Annotated in this window: 9 protein-coding genes; 8 read left to right on the plus strand and 1 reads right to left on the minus strand. The window is 67.4% G+C overall.

Features of this window, described 5'->3' with window-relative positions; translation table 11 throughout:
* The 5 genes from ACEL_RS02140 (at position 1) to ACEL_RS02165 (ending at position 7,745) form a co-directional block, all read left to right on the plus strand.
* Positions 1–1,401: a hypothetical protein gene (locus ACEL_RS02140; protein WP_041834876.1), complete on the plus strand. Its 1,401-nt coding sequence runs from the start codon at positions 1–3 to the stop codon at positions 1,399–1,401.
* Between the two features lie 52 nt (positions 1,402–1,453).
* Positions 1,454–2,440 carry a dTDP-glucose 4,6-dehydratase gene (rfbB, locus tag ACEL_RS02145; RefSeq protein ID WP_041834877.1) on the plus strand — a complete coding sequence of 329 codons (987 nt, stop codon included), beginning with the start codon at positions 1,454–1,456 and terminating at the stop codon, positions 2,438–2,440.
* Entirely contained in the window at positions 2,437–3,318 is an 882-nt protein-coding gene (rfbD, locus tag ACEL_RS02150; protein WP_011719253.1) for a dTDP-4-dehydrorhamnose reductase, read from the plus strand. Before rfbB ends, rfbD begins: the two co-directional genes overlap by 4 nt.
* Before the next feature lie 229 nt (positions 3,319–3,547).
* The gene (locus ACEL_RS11325; RefSeq protein ID WP_011719254.1) at positions 3,548–6,265 is read left to right on the plus strand and encodes an N-acetylmuramoyl-L-alanine amidase; all 2,718 of its coding nucleotides are present in this window, start codon (positions 3,548–3,550) and stop codon (positions 6,263–6,265) included.
* Between the two features lie 91 nt (positions 6,266–6,356).
* Positions 6,357–7,745 (plus strand): glycosyltransferase, encoded by a 1,389-nt coding sequence (locus ACEL_RS02165; RefSeq protein ID WP_011719255.1) that lies wholly within the window; start codon positions 6,357–6,359, stop codon positions 7,743–7,745.
* Positions 7,746–7,769: 24 nt separating this feature from the next.
* Here ACEL_RS02165 and ACEL_RS02170 read toward each other — a convergent pair whose 3' ends face one another.
* Entirely contained in the window at positions 7,770–8,882 is a 1,113-nt protein-coding gene (locus tag ACEL_RS02170) for a glycosyltransferase family 4 protein (RefSeq protein ID WP_011719256.1), read from the minus strand.
* 119 nt (positions 8,883–9,001) lie between these two features.
* Between ACEL_RS02170 and ACEL_RS02175 the strand changes: the two genes are divergently transcribed.
* The 3 genes from ACEL_RS02175 to ACEL_RS02185 are packed head-to-tail and all read left to right on the plus strand — an operon-like array spanning position 9,002 to position 14,960.
* Complete coding sequence (locus ACEL_RS02175) at positions 9,002–9,799, plus strand: ABC transporter permease (RefSeq protein ID WP_049751335.1); 798 nt, start codon at positions 9,002–9,004, stop codon at positions 9,797–9,799.
* Positions 9,796–11,070, plus strand: coding sequence for an ABC transporter ATP-binding protein (locus ACEL_RS02180; RefSeq protein ID WP_011719258.1), 1,275 nt, complete (start codon positions 9,796–9,798; stop codon positions 11,068–11,070). Before ACEL_RS02175 ends, ACEL_RS02180 begins: the two co-directional genes overlap by 4 nt.
* Positions 11,067–14,960 (plus strand): rhamnosyltransferase WsaF family glycosyltransferase, encoded by a 3,894-nt coding sequence (locus ACEL_RS02185; RefSeq protein ID WP_011719259.1) that lies wholly within the window; start codon positions 11,067–11,069, stop codon positions 14,958–14,960. The genes ACEL_RS02180 and ACEL_RS02185 overlap by 4 nt, the downstream gene beginning before the upstream one ends.
* Positions 14,961–15,305 lie beyond the last annotated feature (345 nt).

A 15,305-nucleotide genomic window follows, 5' to 3' on the forward strand; every position in this document is an offset into this window, starting at 1 on the left:
GTGCAAGGCCTCGTGTCGCAGGTGCCCTCACCGCCGTCGGGCGCACGGTCGCCGCGGCGGCGCGAGGCGTTGGCTGCGTCACTCTTCCCACCGGCGCCGGCGGCTCGGGGCGCCCGGTCGGTCGCCGTCGTCGGCTATCTGGCCGCCGCGGTGGTCGGCTTCTTCGTCGATCTGCGGTGGGCGGGCGCCCAGCGCACCGGCTGGCTGTGGGCCGAGGACGGCGCGGTTTTCCTGCGGGACGCCCTCCGCGGCCCGATCTGGCACACCCTCGCGCATCCCTACGCGGGGTACATGCACCTGGTACCGCGGCTTGTCGCCGCGACGGTATCGGCATTCCCGGTTCAACAGGCGGCTCGGCTGACCGCCGCGGCAGCGGCGCTGCTCCGGGTTGGGGTGGCGCTCTTCGTGTTCCGGGCGAGCAGCGGGCACCTCCGATCGCCGATCGTCCGGTTCTTCCTCGCCGCACTCGTCGTCGTCCTCCCGGCGGCTGGATTCGAGGCGCTCGACAATCTGGCGAACATTCATTGGTTCTTGACCTTCGCGGCCTTCTGGGCGATTCTCTGGCAACCAGCCCGCTGGTGGGAGTCGGCGCTGGCCGGGGTGGTGGTCCTCACGGCGGCGCTGACCAACCCGCTCTCGGCCGTGTTCCTCCCGCTGGTCGTGCTGCGAGCGTTCACCGGTCGCGGCTGGCGCGACCAGGTGGTGCCCGGCTGCTACCTCATCGGCGTCGTCGGCCAGCTTCTGGTCGCGGCGACCACCCATCGTCCGGCCCACCAGTCCTTCGGCGTGCTCGACGGGCTCGAGTTCTTCGCCAACCGTGTGATCCTCGGGACGCTTGCCGGCTACCGGGCAACGGTATGGGCGTGGCAGATCGCCGGCTGGGGTGCGGTCGGGGTGGCGGGGGTGGTCGTAATCGGAATCGTGCTCGCGGCGCTCCGGACGCCAGGTCCGCGCCGCTGGCTCGCGGTCTCGGCCCTGGCAGCGACCGTGGTCGCCTTCGCCGTGATGTTCGCCGAGCCTGCGGTGACCCCGGGCACGCGGTTTCAGCTGGCCGGGTTGCAGCTCTCCCGCTACCAGGTACTGCCGTCGCTGCTGCTCTTCAGCGCGATCGCGGCGGGTCTGGACGCGCTGCGCCGGTGGTCGGCTGTCGGCGTCCGGGCCGGGCTCTTCGTGCTCGTCGCGGTCACCGTGCTGCTCGACCTACCGGCGACGCACCGGGTCTGGGTAGCGCGCGAAGGGCGCATTCTACCGTGGCGGAGCGAGGTCGTCGTCGCGGGGGTGCAGTGCCAGGTCCGCGGCGCAACGACGGCGTACCTGAACGAACTGCCCGCTGGCTGGCACGTGCCGGTGCCCTGCGGCGTCCTGGAGGCGTCCTTGCGAGAATCGAAGAGCGGCGGCTGACGCCGTGGTCTCACGTGATCCCGGCAGTTGACGAAGGTAAGGGACGGCGTCCATGCGTGTTTTCGTGACCGGGGGAGCCGGTTTCATCGGTTCGCATTACGTGCGGACCATGCTCTCCGGCGGGTACGCCGGTTACGAGGACGCTGAAGTGACGGTCTACGACAAGCTCACCTACGCGGGAAATCTGGCCAATCTCGCTCCGGTGGCCGACAGTCCCCGGTACCGCTTCATCCAAGGCGACATCTGTGACGGCCGGCTCCTTGCCGAGGTCTTGCCGGGCCACGACCTCGTGGTGAATTTCGCCGCCGAATCGCACGTCGACCGGTCGATTTACGGCGCCGCGGAATTCGTCGTCACCAACGTGCTCGGCGCCCAGACCCTCTTCGAGGCCTGCGTCCAGGCGGGGATTCCCCGCGTCGTGCACGTCTCCACCGACGAGGTGTACGGCTCGATCCTCGAGGGGTCATGGACCGAAGACCACATTCTGGAACCGAATTCGCCCTATTCGGCCAGCAAGGCGGGCGCTGACCTGCTCGCCCGCGCGTACGCGGGGACGTACGGGTTGAATATCTCGGTGACCCGCTGCACGAACAACTACGGTCCGTATCAATTTCCGGAGAAAGTCATTCCGCTCTTCATCACGAATCTCATCGACGGCAAGAAGGTTCCGCTGTACGGCGACGGGCTCAACGTGCGCGACTGGCTGCATGTCGACGACCACTGCCGCGGCATCCAAATCGTTGCGGAGAAAGGCCGGCCCGGCGAGTACTACAACATCGGCGGCGGACTGGAATTGACGAACCGGGAGCTGACCCAGAAGCTGCTCGACGCGTGCGGGGCGACCTGGGACTCGGTGGAATTCGTCGAAGACCGCAAGAATCACGACCGGCGGTATTCGCTGGACGACACCAAGATCCGTGCTCTGGGGTATGAACCGCGGGTGAGCTTCGACGAAGGGCTCGCCCAGACCATCCGCTGGTATCACGAGAACGAATGGTGGTGGCGGCCGCTCAAGGAGAAGGCGGCGCTGCCGCGATGACGCGTTGGCTGGTCACCGGCGCCGGCGGTCAACTGGGCAGTGATCTCGTCGATCTGCTCCAGCGTTCCGGGGCGGAGGTCGTCGGTCTGGCCCGCGCCGAGCTGGACATCACCGACGCCGACGCCGTGCTCGCCGCGTGCGAGCGGTTCCACCCGGACGTCGTCATCAACGCCGCCGCCTACACCGCGGTGGACGCCGCTGAATCCGATCCCGCCACGGCCTTTGCCGTGAACGCCGAGGGTGCCGGTCACGTCGCCGCCGCGACGGCCAAGCTGGGTGCCCGGCTCGTGCACGTCTCCACCGACTACGTCTTCGCCGGGGACGCGACCTCGCCGTACGACGAGGAGGCGCCGGTTGCGCCGCGGAGCGTGTACGGCCGGAGCAAGGCGGCGGGCGAGCGTGCCGTCCTGGAGGCGCATCCAGGCGCTTACGTCGTGCGGACCGCCTGGGTGTACGGAGCAGTGGGGCAGAACTTCGTCAAGACCATGGCCCGGCTGGAGCGGGAGAAGGAGACCGTCACTGTCGTCGATGATCAACGCGGTTCGCCGACCTGGTCCCGGGACCTTGCTGATGCGCTGATCACTCTGGCCCGGTCGGATGCGCCGCCCGGGGTGTACCACTGCACGAACGCCGGCGAGACGACCTGGTTCGGCTTCGCTCGAGCGATCTTTGAGGAGCTTGGCGCCGACCCGACCCGCGTCCGGCCGACCACGACCGCGGCGTTTCCGCGGCCGGCGCCGCGTCCCGCCTACTCCGTCCTGGGGCACCGCCGGTGGCAGCAGGCCGGCTTGCCGGCGATGCGGCCGTGGCGGGACGCACTCCGCGCGGCGTTCGCCTTCTGCGGCCCGGCGTTGCGCGGTGATCCGACCGGGGCCTAGCGGAGATCTTCCTCACTCCGGCACGCCCCGCCGCGCCGGGGTCGGCCGCCACGGCGCCGCGACCGCCAGCGGAGATCTTCCTCTCGCTGCTCAGATCTCCGGTCGTTGGTGCCGAGAAAAACCCCGTCCGCATCACCACTAATTCGGAGAAATTGCCACGATCTCCAGCGAAAGGGTGCTTAGGTATAGAGAGTCACAACTGTCGCTCTAGTTCACAGGAGTAACGGTCTTGCGTCGCGCCCTCATCCTCCCCGCACTGCTCGCGCTTCCGATTGGTCTTCTCGTCGCTCCTGTCATCTCTGCACCCACTCCCACGCCGCACGCGGTGGCGCCGCGCGTCTACCACCACTCGCTCAACGTCCCGCCGCAACCGGTAACGAGCGGCGGCCTGGTCACGACCGGCGAGTTGGCGACCAAGCCGTTCCGCGCGGTGGGGCTGAGTTGGCGACACGATCCGGCGATCACCAATCTCAAAGCCGAGATTCGCGTGCGCACCGACGGGCGCTGGACGTCGTGGCAGGACGTCGAGGCCAGTGACATCGGTGCGGATCGGTCCACGGACTCCGGGCGGGTGGCACCGCGGGACGCGACCGAGCCGCTCTGGGTCGATCACGCGGACGGCGTCCAGGTGCGGCTGATCGCATATACCGGGGACGAGCCGAAGGATCTCCGGATCGAGCTCATCGACCCCGGCACTTCCGCAGCCGATGCGCATCCGGGCCCGCCGCATCCGCTGCAAACAGCCGTGGCTGCCGCTGCGCAACCGCAGATCTACACCCGTGCCCAGTGGGGCGCGGACGAGTCGCTGCGGCTCTCGGCATGTCCGGACGGTCCGCAGTACACCGGGCCGGCCAAGGTGGGGTTCGTCCACCACACGGTGACCGGGAACTCGTACACGCCTGCCGACGTACCCGCCATCATCCGGTCGATCTACGCCTATCACGTGCAAGGCGAAGGCTGGTGCGACATCGGATACAACTTCCTCGTCGACCAGTTCGGCCGGATCTGGGAAGGCCGGTACGGCGGTGTCGACAAGAACGTGCTCGGCGCGCATACCGGCGGGTTCAACACCAACAGTTTCGGCGTCGCGATGATTGGGACGTTCACCACCGCCGTGCCGCCGACCGCGATGGTCAATGCAGTCGCCGCACTGATGGCGTGGAAATTCACCATCAACTACGACAATCCCCTCGGCACCGCGACTCTCGTCGCTGCATCTTTCAGCGGATCGCGATACCCGGCAGGGACGCCGGTGACCCTCAACGTCGTCTCCGGCCACCGTGACGTCGACCTCACCGACTGTCCCGGCGACGGCGGGTATTCGGTCCTTCCGGCAATCCGCCAGCTTGCCGCGCAGGACATGGGGAATTCCGGCCTCGTCCAGCCGTCGGCCGTGGTCACCCAGCGCACCGTCTCGGGCAACGGCAGCGTTCGTGTCACCGCCGGCATGATGAGCCCCGGGGATTGGACGCTCGCGGTGCAGAATTCCGCTGGCGCCACGGTCCGGACGGTGTCCGGCTCCGGTTCGACCGTCGACGTCACGTGGGACATGACCGATGACTCGGGCGTTCCGGTTCCGCCCGGCCCGTACACCCTGACGTTGTCGAGCGTGCAGAACGGCAATGCGGCATATCCGTGGTCGACGACGGTTGTGGTTGGCGCGCCGTTCGGTTCATTGGACGGCGCAACGGCCCCTGCCCTGAACACTGTTGAGGTGCGCGGCTGGGCCCTGTCGGGGTTGAGCGACGATCCGGTGACCGTCCGGGTCACCGTTTCCGGGGCGACCGTCGGCACGACGACGGCCACCGCTCCGCGGCCTGATGTGGCTGCAGTGTTTCCGGGTTATTCCATCAACCATGGTTATGACGCCACTTTTTCCGCGAGCCCTGGTTATCACACGGTGTGCACGTTCGGCGTCAGTACCATCGGCGGCCCGGACACTCTGCTCGGCTGCCAAGGGGTGACCGTGCCTGGCCCGTCCATGACCGGGAATCCGCAAGGGAATTTCGAGACGATTCGCGGCGGACCCGGCGTCGTTGAAGTAACCGGCTGGGCACTTGACCCCGATACGGTCAATCCGATCACCGTGCATGTCTATGTCGACGGCGCATTTGCGACGGCGATCACGGCGGACGGCAACCGTCCGGACGTCGCCGCGGTCTTCCCGCAGTACGGCCCCGCGCACGGCTTCGACGGCTTTGTCACCGGCCTGTACGGCGGCACGCACACGGTGTGCGTATACGCGATAAACGTCGGCCCGGGCACGGTCAATCCCGTTCTCGGGTGCAAGCAGGTGAGTCTGCCGGGCGGGAATCCATTTGGGAATTTCGAAGCGGCGCAGGGTCTTCCCGGTGCTGCGCGGGTGACCGGCTGGACGATCGATCCCGACACGGCGAATCCGATTCTCGTACACGTGTATGTGGACGGCCGGTTTGCCGGCCTCGGCCGGGCGGACGGCAACCGGCCGGATGTGGCCGCGGCGTTTCCCGGATACGGTGCGGCGCACGGCTTTGACGTGACCGTGCCGGTCAGCTACGGCGGTCGTCACCAGGTCTGCGTGTACTCGATTAACGTCGGTGTCGGTTCGGTGAATCCGCTGCTCGGTTGCCGGACGGTGACGCTGCCTACCGGGGTGCCGTTTGGTTCACTGGACACTGCGGTCGGCGGTTCGGGAACCATCCACGTCACCGGTTGGGCGATTGATCCGGACGTCGTCACCCCGATTGTGGTGCACATTTATGTGGACGGCCGCGGCGCCGTAGCGCTCACCGCGAACGGCTATCGCCCGGATGTTGCAGCGGCATTTACCGGATACGGATCCGCGCATGGTTTTGCCGGCGACGTCGGCGCTTCGCCGGGTACTCACCTGGTGTGCGCGTACGGCATCAATGTCGGGCCGGGTAACGTGAATCCGCTGTTCCGGTGCCTGCGGGTGACCGTGCGCTGACCGGCTTCGCCGGCTGCCGGTGCGGCCGCGGCCCGCCGCGCTGATTGCCGGTAAGATGCCGCCCTGGACACCGTCAGGCGGCGAGGAGCGGATGAGCGCAACCGGAGGTCCACGACGGCGTGTGCTCGTCGTGACGAGCGACCCGCTGCAGGTGAAAATGGCCGGGCCGGGAATTCGTGCCTGGCACATCGCGAAAATCCTCGGCGCCGAACACGACGTGAAACTCCGGAGCACCTCGGGCTGCTCCTTGTCCGGTGAGGGTTTCGACGCGGGCGCGACAGCGACGGCGGCCGAGGTGCGCGCCCTCGTCGAGTGGGCGGACATTCTCGTCGTCCACGGTGACGCCGTGCATGCCTACCCGTTCATCCGGGAGAGCGGGAAAATCCTGGTCGCCGACTTGTACGACCCGTTCCACCTCGAACAACTGGAACAGACCCGATGGCACGACCGGCCGGGGCGTGACCATCTCATCGCCGCGGCGACGGCCGTCATCGATGAGCTGTGCCTCCGCGGCGATTTCTTTCTCTGCGCGAGTGAACGGCAGCGCGCGTTCTGGCTGGGACATCTCGCCGCGCTCGGCCGGGTCAACGTGGCGTCGTACGACGCGGACGCCACGCTGCACACGTTGTTCGGAATCGTGCCGTTCGGTATTCCGGAGCAGCCGCCGGTCCGCCGGCGCCGGGCGTTGAAAGGGACTCATCCCGGCATCGGCCCGGACGACACGGTCATTCTCTGGGGCGGTGGCATTTACGAATGGTTCGACCCGCTCACCGTGATCCGCGCGGTCGGTGAGCTCGCACCCACGCATCCGGCGGTCCGATTGTTCTTCCTCGGCATGCGCCATCCGCATCCCGGCGTACCCGAAATGCCGAAGGCCCGGCAGGCCCGCGAACTCGCCGATGCTCTCGGGCTTACCGGGTCGCACGTTTTCTTCAATGATTCCTGGGTGGATTACGCCGACCGCGCCGATTATCTGCTCGACGCCGATATCGGGGTGAGCTGCCACCTGGAATCGGTGGAAACAGAATTCTCGTTCCGCACCCGGATGCTGGATTACCTGTGGGCCGGGCTGCCGATGGTCGCGACCCGCGGCGACGTTTTCGCCGATTTGATTGAGAAACACCGTCTTGGGGCGACGGTCGCCCCGGGCGACGTCCGCGGTTTCACCGAGGCGCTGCGCCGGCTGATCGACGACGTCCAGTACCGGCGCGAATGCCGGGAGCGGACCGCAGGGGTCGCGGATCAGTACCGGTGGCCGGCGGTCCTTCAACCGCTGGTCGCATTCTGTCGTTCTCCCCGGCGCGCACCCGACCTCGTCGATCCGCTCACCGCCCGGCGCCTTGCCCGGGCATCGCGCCGGGTGGCGCGCGAGGTGGAGGGCTGGCGTCGTGACCTTGATGTGCTCACCGCGCACTACCAGCTCGGCGGCCTCCGCCGGCTGGCCGCCCGGGTGCGGCGCCGGATCACGGACCGGCGGTAGGTCGGATCACGGACGGGCGTTAGGTCAGCCCGCGCAGGCCTGCCGGTAGGCGGCGACGGTCAGGTCGGCGCATCGGTCCCAGGTGAAGGTCGCGGCCCACGTCCGCCGGGCGGACCGGCCGGCGTCGTCAGCCGCGTCGTCCGAGATCGCGCAGAGCGCCTCCGCGAGCGCTTCGGCGTCCGAGACCGGGACGTACCGGGCCAGCCCGCCGGTGACTTCGCGCAGCGCCGGGATGTCGCTCGCCACCACCGGCGTGCCGCAGGCGAACGCCTCGAGCGCCGGCAGTCCGAAACCCTCGTACCGGGACGGAATCACCACGGCAGCCGCACCGGCGGTCAGCGAGCGGACGACGTCGTGCGGCAGGTAGCCGGTGCGCACCACTGATCCGTCGTCGGCGGTGTCCACCGGCACGTCACCCCACCCGGCGGCGCCGACCACGACGAGCGGCGGCACCTGCGGGTTGCCGGCCCGGGCGAGCCGGTGCGCCTGGAGGAGGACGGGCAGATTTTTGCGGGGTTCAAGGGTGCCGATGAAGAGCACATATCTAGCCGGGATCCGGTAACGCTCCCGCAGTTCGCGGCCCGGCGGGGTCGCGGTGAACCACGCGGCGTCCACCCCGAGCGGCGTGACCACCACGCGGTCACGCGGAAACCCATAGGCGGCCGTGAGGTCGTCGGCGATCGCCCGCGAGGGGACGACGACCACCCGGGCGCGTTGCAGGGCGCGCGGGACGAGCACCCGGTACTCCCGCGACTTCGCGTCGACGGTGTCGGGATACAGGAGGAAGGCCAGGTCGTGAATGGTGACGACTCCGGCGGCGGACCGGGCCGGCGGCAGCACGAAGTTGGTGCCGTGGAAGACGTCGGCCCGCCCGCAGATCCGTTCGACTGGTGGAAGATTGCTGAGCCGCCACGCGAGGCGGAGCGCTCGGGCCGGTGCCCGGCGCGCGCGCACGGCAGCTCCCGGCGGCAGGTCAGGCAGGCGGTTCAGCCGGCCCCGCCAGGTGAAGGCGGTGAGGGTGAGGCGGACGTCGTCCCGCGCGGCGAGGGCGGCGGCGAGCTGAGCGACGTAATGCCCGACGCCGGTGCGGATGCCGAGCAGCGGGGTGGCGTCCAGCGTGACATGCACGCTCGGCATCGTGTCACGGGCGCTGGTCGGACGGCGCGGTGGTGTGCCGTAGCATGGGGAAACGACCGACAAGATCGTACCCGCACGAATGGTGCGCCGCACGAAGCCGGAGTCCCACGGTGACCCAGGTGGCCGAGTTGTGGCGTTACCGCGGTTTGATCGGCAATTTCGCCAGCCGCGAGCTGAAATCGAAGTACAAGCACAGTGTGCTCGGCTGGGCCTGGTCGCTGATCAATCCTGCGGCGACGCTTGCGATCTATACCGTGGTTTTTTCGACGATATTCCGGGCGACGCCGCCTCCCGCGCACAACGGCATGACGACCTACGTCGTCTATCTGTTCATCGGCCTGGTCGCGTGGAACTTCTTCAGCAATGTGGTCAACGGCAGCATGGCGGCGCTGATCGGCGCCGGCGCGTTGCTCAAGAAGATTTACTTTCCGCCGTACGCACCGGTCCTCGGCACCGCGGCTTCGGCGCTGGTGCAGACGAGCATCGAGTTCGGCGTCCTGTTGCTCGTGCTCGTCGGCGTGGAGAACGTCTCCTGGTCGCTCTTCCTGACGCCGCTCGTCTTGGCGCTGCTGCTCATCTTCGCCTCGGGGATCGGTCTCCTCTTCGCGCTGTTCAACGTCTTTTACCGGGACATCAGCTACTTGGTCGGCGTGGTGTTGCAGCTCATTTTCTATGCGACACCGGTCATTTGGGCGCCGCAGCAGCTGCTCGGGCACGCGCACGGCCACCTCGCGGTGCGGGTACTTGCCATCAATCCGCTGTACCAATTCGTCGAGGGTTTCCGCGACGTGCTCTGGACCGGAACGGTTCCGTCAGCAAGCCGGTGGGGGTGGATGATTCTCGCCGCGGCGATCAGCATCGGTGTCGGGCTGACCGTGTTCATTCGCGGGTCGCGTGACGTGAGCGAGGAACTATGACGCAAACCGCTACGTCCGATCGTCCACCGGCGGTCATCGTCGACCACGTCACGAAGGATTTCAAGCTGTACCGGGAACGCCGGACCAGCCTCAAGGAGCGGCTGACGACTCGGCGGCCGAGCCGTTACGAGTTGTACCGCGCGCTTAACGACGTCAGTCTCGTCGTGCCTGCGGGATCGACGTACGGCCTGATCGGAGCCAACGGATCCGGCAAGAGCACGTTGCTGAAGTTGATGGCGAACATCCACCGCCCGACCAGCGGCACTATCACGCACAACGGCAGGATCACCGCGCTGCTGGAGCTGGGTGCGGGCTTTCACCCGGAACTTTCCGGCCGCGACAACGTCTACCTCAATGGGTCGATTCTGGGACTGAGCCGGAAGCAGGTGGCCGCGGCGATGGATGACATCATCGAGTTCAGCGGCCTCCGTGACTTCATTGACGCACCGGTCAAGGTCTATTCGTCCGGAATGTACGTGCGTCTCGGCTTCTCGGTCGCGGTCAACCTCGACCCGGAAATTCTCATCATCGATGAGGTCATTGCGGTGGGTGACGAGGAGTTTCAGCGCCGTTGCTTCGACCACCTGGCGAAGCTGCGCCGGCGCGGCGTCACCATCATTTTCGTCTCGCACAGCATGCCGCTCGTGCAGACGCTCTGCGATCGAGTGGCCTGGATCGACCGGGGAGTGCTGCGGGCCGAAGGGGATCCGAGCGAGGTCGTCGACGCGTACCTCGCGGTGGTGAACGCCGCCGAGCGGGAACGTCTCGCCGCGCAGGGGGAAGCCGCGGCGTCCGGTGAGGCCGTGCGGCGCGGCAGCCGGGAGATTGTCGTGAGCAACGTGAGTTTTCTCGACGGCAACGGGGAACCGACGCTCGCCGCCGTCGCCGGCGAGCGGCTCGTCGTCCGGGTGCACTACGCCGCCGCACAACCGGTCACCGCACCGGTCTTTGGCCTTGCCTTCCATACCGAAGGCGGCGTGCTCGTCAGCAGCCCGAATACCGAATATGCCGGCGTGCGATTCGGCACCCTGCACGGTGAGGGTTACGTCGAGTACGTGCTCGACCACCTTCCCCTCACCCCGGGGACGTATCTCGTCTCGGCATCCATCACGGACACGTCGTTGCTGCACGTGTACGACCAGCGCGACCGGGCGTTCACCTTGACCGTGCAACCTGGGCATTCCCTCGATCGCGGCGGGGTGGTGACCCTCGGTGGACGCTGGTCGGTTGTCGGATCAACGGTGGGCGAGCGGGTGGAGGCAATGTCGTGAAGGTCAACCTCGGGTGCCGCGGCGGCTATTTCGACGGTTGGACCAACGTGGATGCGGACGCCGGAGTCCGCGCGGACATTCATCTCGATCCGCTCGATTTTCTCCGCCGGTACGCCGACGACATTGACACGTTGTACGTCGGTGCGCTGCTGGAGCAGCATCCGGTCGAGTACGCCTTGTCGTTGCTGCGCCTCGCCAATGACCGGCTGTGTCCCGGCACGGTCGTCGTGGCGGTGACGCACGACGTCAAGGCGATTTTGCGCGCCGCCGTCACCGGCGCCCTGACTGCCGCAGAATCGGCGGCTGCGGATGTGTCCCGGTATGTGGAGCAACCGGAGAACGTGTCGTACTACGACACACACTCGCTCGCGGCCCTGTTCCACCGCGCCGGTTTTGCCGATGTGACGCCGATTGGCGACCTGGACGCCGAACTGTCTGCGCTCGGCGTCGGTCCGGTCGATGCCCGGTGGCGCTGCGCGGTGCGCGGTGTCGCGGTAGGCCGGCGCTATCGCAGCGTCGATGCCATTGTCGAAGCCGTTACCGAGGACACCGCCGGTGAAACCGCCAGGGAAGCGGCTGAGCCGGCAGCCGAGGAAACGGCTGGTGTTTCCCGGGCTGGTGTGTCCCGGGCGGCAGGCGGTGCTGACGCGGGCAGACCGCTGCGGCCTGAGGTGCTCACCGAGGCGCATTCCGCGTTGCGTGAGGTGCAGAAGCTGCGCAGCGCGCTGATTCGTGAGCATGAGCGGCGGGTGCTTGCCGAGCAGTACCTGGAGGAGCTGACCGAGCGGACTGGCGAGGACACCGCGCGACGCGACGAGCCGGTGGAACGCGTTCCCGAAGTGGGCGGTCGTGAACCCGACACCGCCGCTGCGGAGAACGCCGCGGCCCTCACCTGGCGGGAACGGGCCAAGCGTTTCGCCAAGACTGTGCTCCCTCCCGGATCCCGTGGACGTATTGCGGCGCTGGGCGCGCTCCACCTGTACCGCGAAGGGCGGACCGTGCTGCGGAGCCTCCGGCAGGTCGCGGCGGAAGCGGGATTTGCCCGGCCGCCGAGTTATTCGCGGTGGTACCGATATCACGACGCGACACCGCATCACCTGAGACTCCAGCGGCGTGCGTCCGAGCGCGCGACGATGCCGCCGACGTTTCTCGTCTGCGTCCTGGCCGACACCGCCGACCGCCAGCCGATCGCAACGACCATTGCGAGCATTCGCAGTCAATCCTGGCAGCACGCGAAGCTGGTCATTTGCGCTGCGGAACCGATCGCGCGTGCGCTCCAGGGGGTTTTCTCTGACGTCGACGTCATCGGCGCGCCGACGGTCGCGGACGCCGTGATGCGGGCGGTGGATGGCAGCGACCGGGATTTTGTGCTGCTGCCGGACGCCGGGGACGTGCTTGCCGCGGACTGCCTCTATCGCGTGGCACAGGCGGCGTGGCGAAATCCCTTGCTTGACCTCACCTACTGGGACGACGACCAGCTCGGTGCCGACGGACGCCGGCATGACCCGCTCTTCCGCCCGTCCTGGTCGCCCGAGATGCTCTTCAGCGTCAACTATCTCGCCCAGTCCTTCGCCGTCCGGCGCCGGCGGATCCGTGCCATTGGGTCGCTCCACGGTGATTCCGCGGAGGTCATGCGCTGGGATCTCCTGCTGCGCGGCAATTTCACCGGCGAGCAGGTGGAACGACTCGCGCACGTCCTTGGGCACGTGCGTCGCCGTGTCTTCGGCGTGACTGAGGCCGGCCGGCAGGTTGTGCAGGCCGAACTGGCGCGTCGCGGTCTTCCGGCGGCTGCGGAACTCGATGCGCACGGCGTACGGCTGCGCTGGCAGCTTCCGGAGTGGCCGACGGTCAGCATCATCATCCCCACCCGGCACAACCGCCGACTGCTCTCCACTGTGCTCGACGGGCTGCGGGCCACGGATTATCCGTCGTTCGAGGTGAGAATCGTCGACAACGGCGGCTACTCAACGGAGAACGAGGCGTGGTACGCCGAACAGCTGCGCGGGCTGGACGCGCACGTCACGTGGTGGACCGAGGAGCCGTTCAACTACTCGCGGGTCAACAATGCCGGCGCCGCTGACGCCCGCGGTGACGTGCTGGTTTTTCTCAACGACGACATCGAACTGACCGATCCGTCCTGGCTGCGTGAACTCGTCGGATGGACCTCGGTGTCCGACATCGGGCTCGTCGGCCTGCAATTGCTTGACGGCAACGGACGCATCCAGCACGGCGGTGTCATCCTCGGTCTCGGCGGTTTCGCCGACCATCTCTTCCAGGGCATGGCGCCCGGCACCATGACGATGTTCGGCCACACCGGGTGGTATCGCAACCTCTTGTCGGTGACCGGGGCGTGTGTCGCGGTACGCCGTGAGGTGTTTCGCACGATCGGCGGCTTCGACGAACGGTTCATCCTCTGCGGCAGTGACGTCGCGTTGGGACTCGACCTCGTCGAAGCCGGTTACCGGAACATCTGCTCGCCGTACGGCGGGGTTCGGCATTTGGAGTCAGCCACCCGCGGCACCGACATTCCGCGGCAGGATTTCTTCACCAGCTACTGGCGCTACAACACGTGGCTCTTCGGTGGTGACCCGTACTTCTCACCGAATCTCTCGCTGTACAGCCGGGAGCCGCGGTTGCGGAATCCGTTCGATCCGCCGATTTTGAAGCGGGTGTCAGCGGTTCTCGGCCGTGAGCTTCGGGTGTTCCGGCAAAAGAGCGATGCATCCGAGGCGGCTGGACTCGCCGCGGTGTCCCGGGCGGACGACGTCGACGTCGCCGCGGTCCGCTCATTGCACGAGCGCAATCAGGGTCACATCGACGTCCGGACCATCAACTGGTACATCCCGGAAATTGATTCACCGTTTTACGGCGGCATCAACACCGCATTCCGGATGGCCGACTACCTCGCGCGTCGGCACGGAGTGCAGAACCGCTTTGTCGTGTGGGCAAAACCGGCTGAGGAGTTCATGCGCTCGGCACTTGCCGCTGCGTTTCCCACGCTGGCCGACTCCGAGATCGTATTCTTCGATGCGGTCGACAGCGGTGCCGCCGAGCAGATCCCACCTGCCGACGTCGCGATCGCCACGCTCTGGCTGACGGCGTACGCGGTCTTGCACGCGCGTAACGTGCGCCGGAAGTTCTACCTCGTGCAGGATTTCGAGCCGATGTTCTATCCCGCGGGCACGTTGTATGCCGTGGCCGAGGAGACGTACCGGTTCGGCTTGTACGGCCTGTGCAACACCGACAACCTTCGCCGCATGTATGTCGAGGAGTACGGCGGAAAGGCGATGGCGTTCACTCCGGCGGTGGATCCGGCGGTCTTCCACGCCGTCGGGCGGTCCTGGCGGAGTGAGGACGATCCGGTGACCGTGTTCGTCTACGCCCGTCCCGGTCACTGGCGCAATTGCTGGGAAGTCGCGTCGCTCGCGTTGCGGGAGTTGAAGAACCGGCTGGGTGACCGGGTGCGCATCGTCACCGCTGGATCGTGGGCCATCGACCCGGCTGCCGCCGACAGCATGCAGCAGCTCGGTCTGCTGAGCTATAAGGGCACCGGGAATCTCTACCGCACCTGCGATGTCGGGCTGGCGCTGACGGTCTCCAAGCATCCGTCGTACCTGCCGCTGGAGCTGATGGCCTGCGGCGTTCCGGTGGTCGCCTTCGATAATCCCTGGGGGTACTGGATTCTTCGCGACGGCGAGAATGCGCTGCTCGCCCGGCGTACCGTCGATGGTCTGGCGGATGCGCTCGAGCGGCTCTGCACCGACCATTTGCTGCGCGAGAAGCTCGCGCAGAATGCCCTGGCGACCATCGCCGAGGGGTATACGAACTGGGATCACGCGTTTCGCGACATCTACCGGTATCTGTGCGATCCGGAGGCCGGGTCGGCCTGAGCCCGACCCTGAGCCCGAATGAGCCTGTCCGGGCCGGCCTGGGCAGTGTCCAGCCGGTCACCGAAGATCGGGCTCCGCCGTTGTGACAGCTGACTCCGCCGTTGTGACAGCTGAGACAGTTGTGACCGGTTAAGGGATTTGTGAGACATGCCGAAGTTTCGGCCATGTGGGGGGACCGCGCCGGTTGACGGGTTACGGTACGGAGGCCGATATCGCGAAGGGAGACGGGATGGCGGAGCGCCACGCGCCGGGCATGGCTCACGACAGATCTCCGGTGCCGCATCGGAGCTGTTCCGCGCGGAGCCGGTCCGCACAGCTCGGTGGTGGCCGCCGGTGCCTGGCGCG

It is taken from the genome of Acidothermus cellulolyticus 11B, assembly GCF_000015025.1.
Taxonomy (GTDB): Bacteria; Actinomycetota; Actinomycetes; order Acidothermales; family Acidothermaceae; genus Acidothermus; species Acidothermus cellulolyticus.

Coding starts and splice junctions, on each gene's coding strand:
- ACEL_RS02170 (WP_011719256.1), bottom strand. CDS start 8,882: ATGCCGAGCGTGCATGTCACGCTGGACGCCACCCCGCTGCTCGGCATC.
- rfbB (WP_041834877.1), top strand. CDS start 1,454: ATGCGTGTTTTCGTGACCGGGGGAGCCGGTTTCATCGGTTCGCATTAC.
- ACEL_RS02180 (WP_011719258.1), top strand. CDS start 9,796: ATGACGCAAACCGCTACGTCCGATCGTCCACCGGCGGTCATCGTCGAC.
- rfbD (WP_011719253.1), top strand. CDS start 2,437: ATGACGCGTTGGCTGGTCACCGGCGCCGGCGGTCAACTGGGCAGTGAT.
- ACEL_RS02165 (WP_011719255.1), top strand. CDS start 6,357: ATGAGCGCAACCGGAGGTCCACGACGGCGTGTGCTCGTCGTGACGAGC.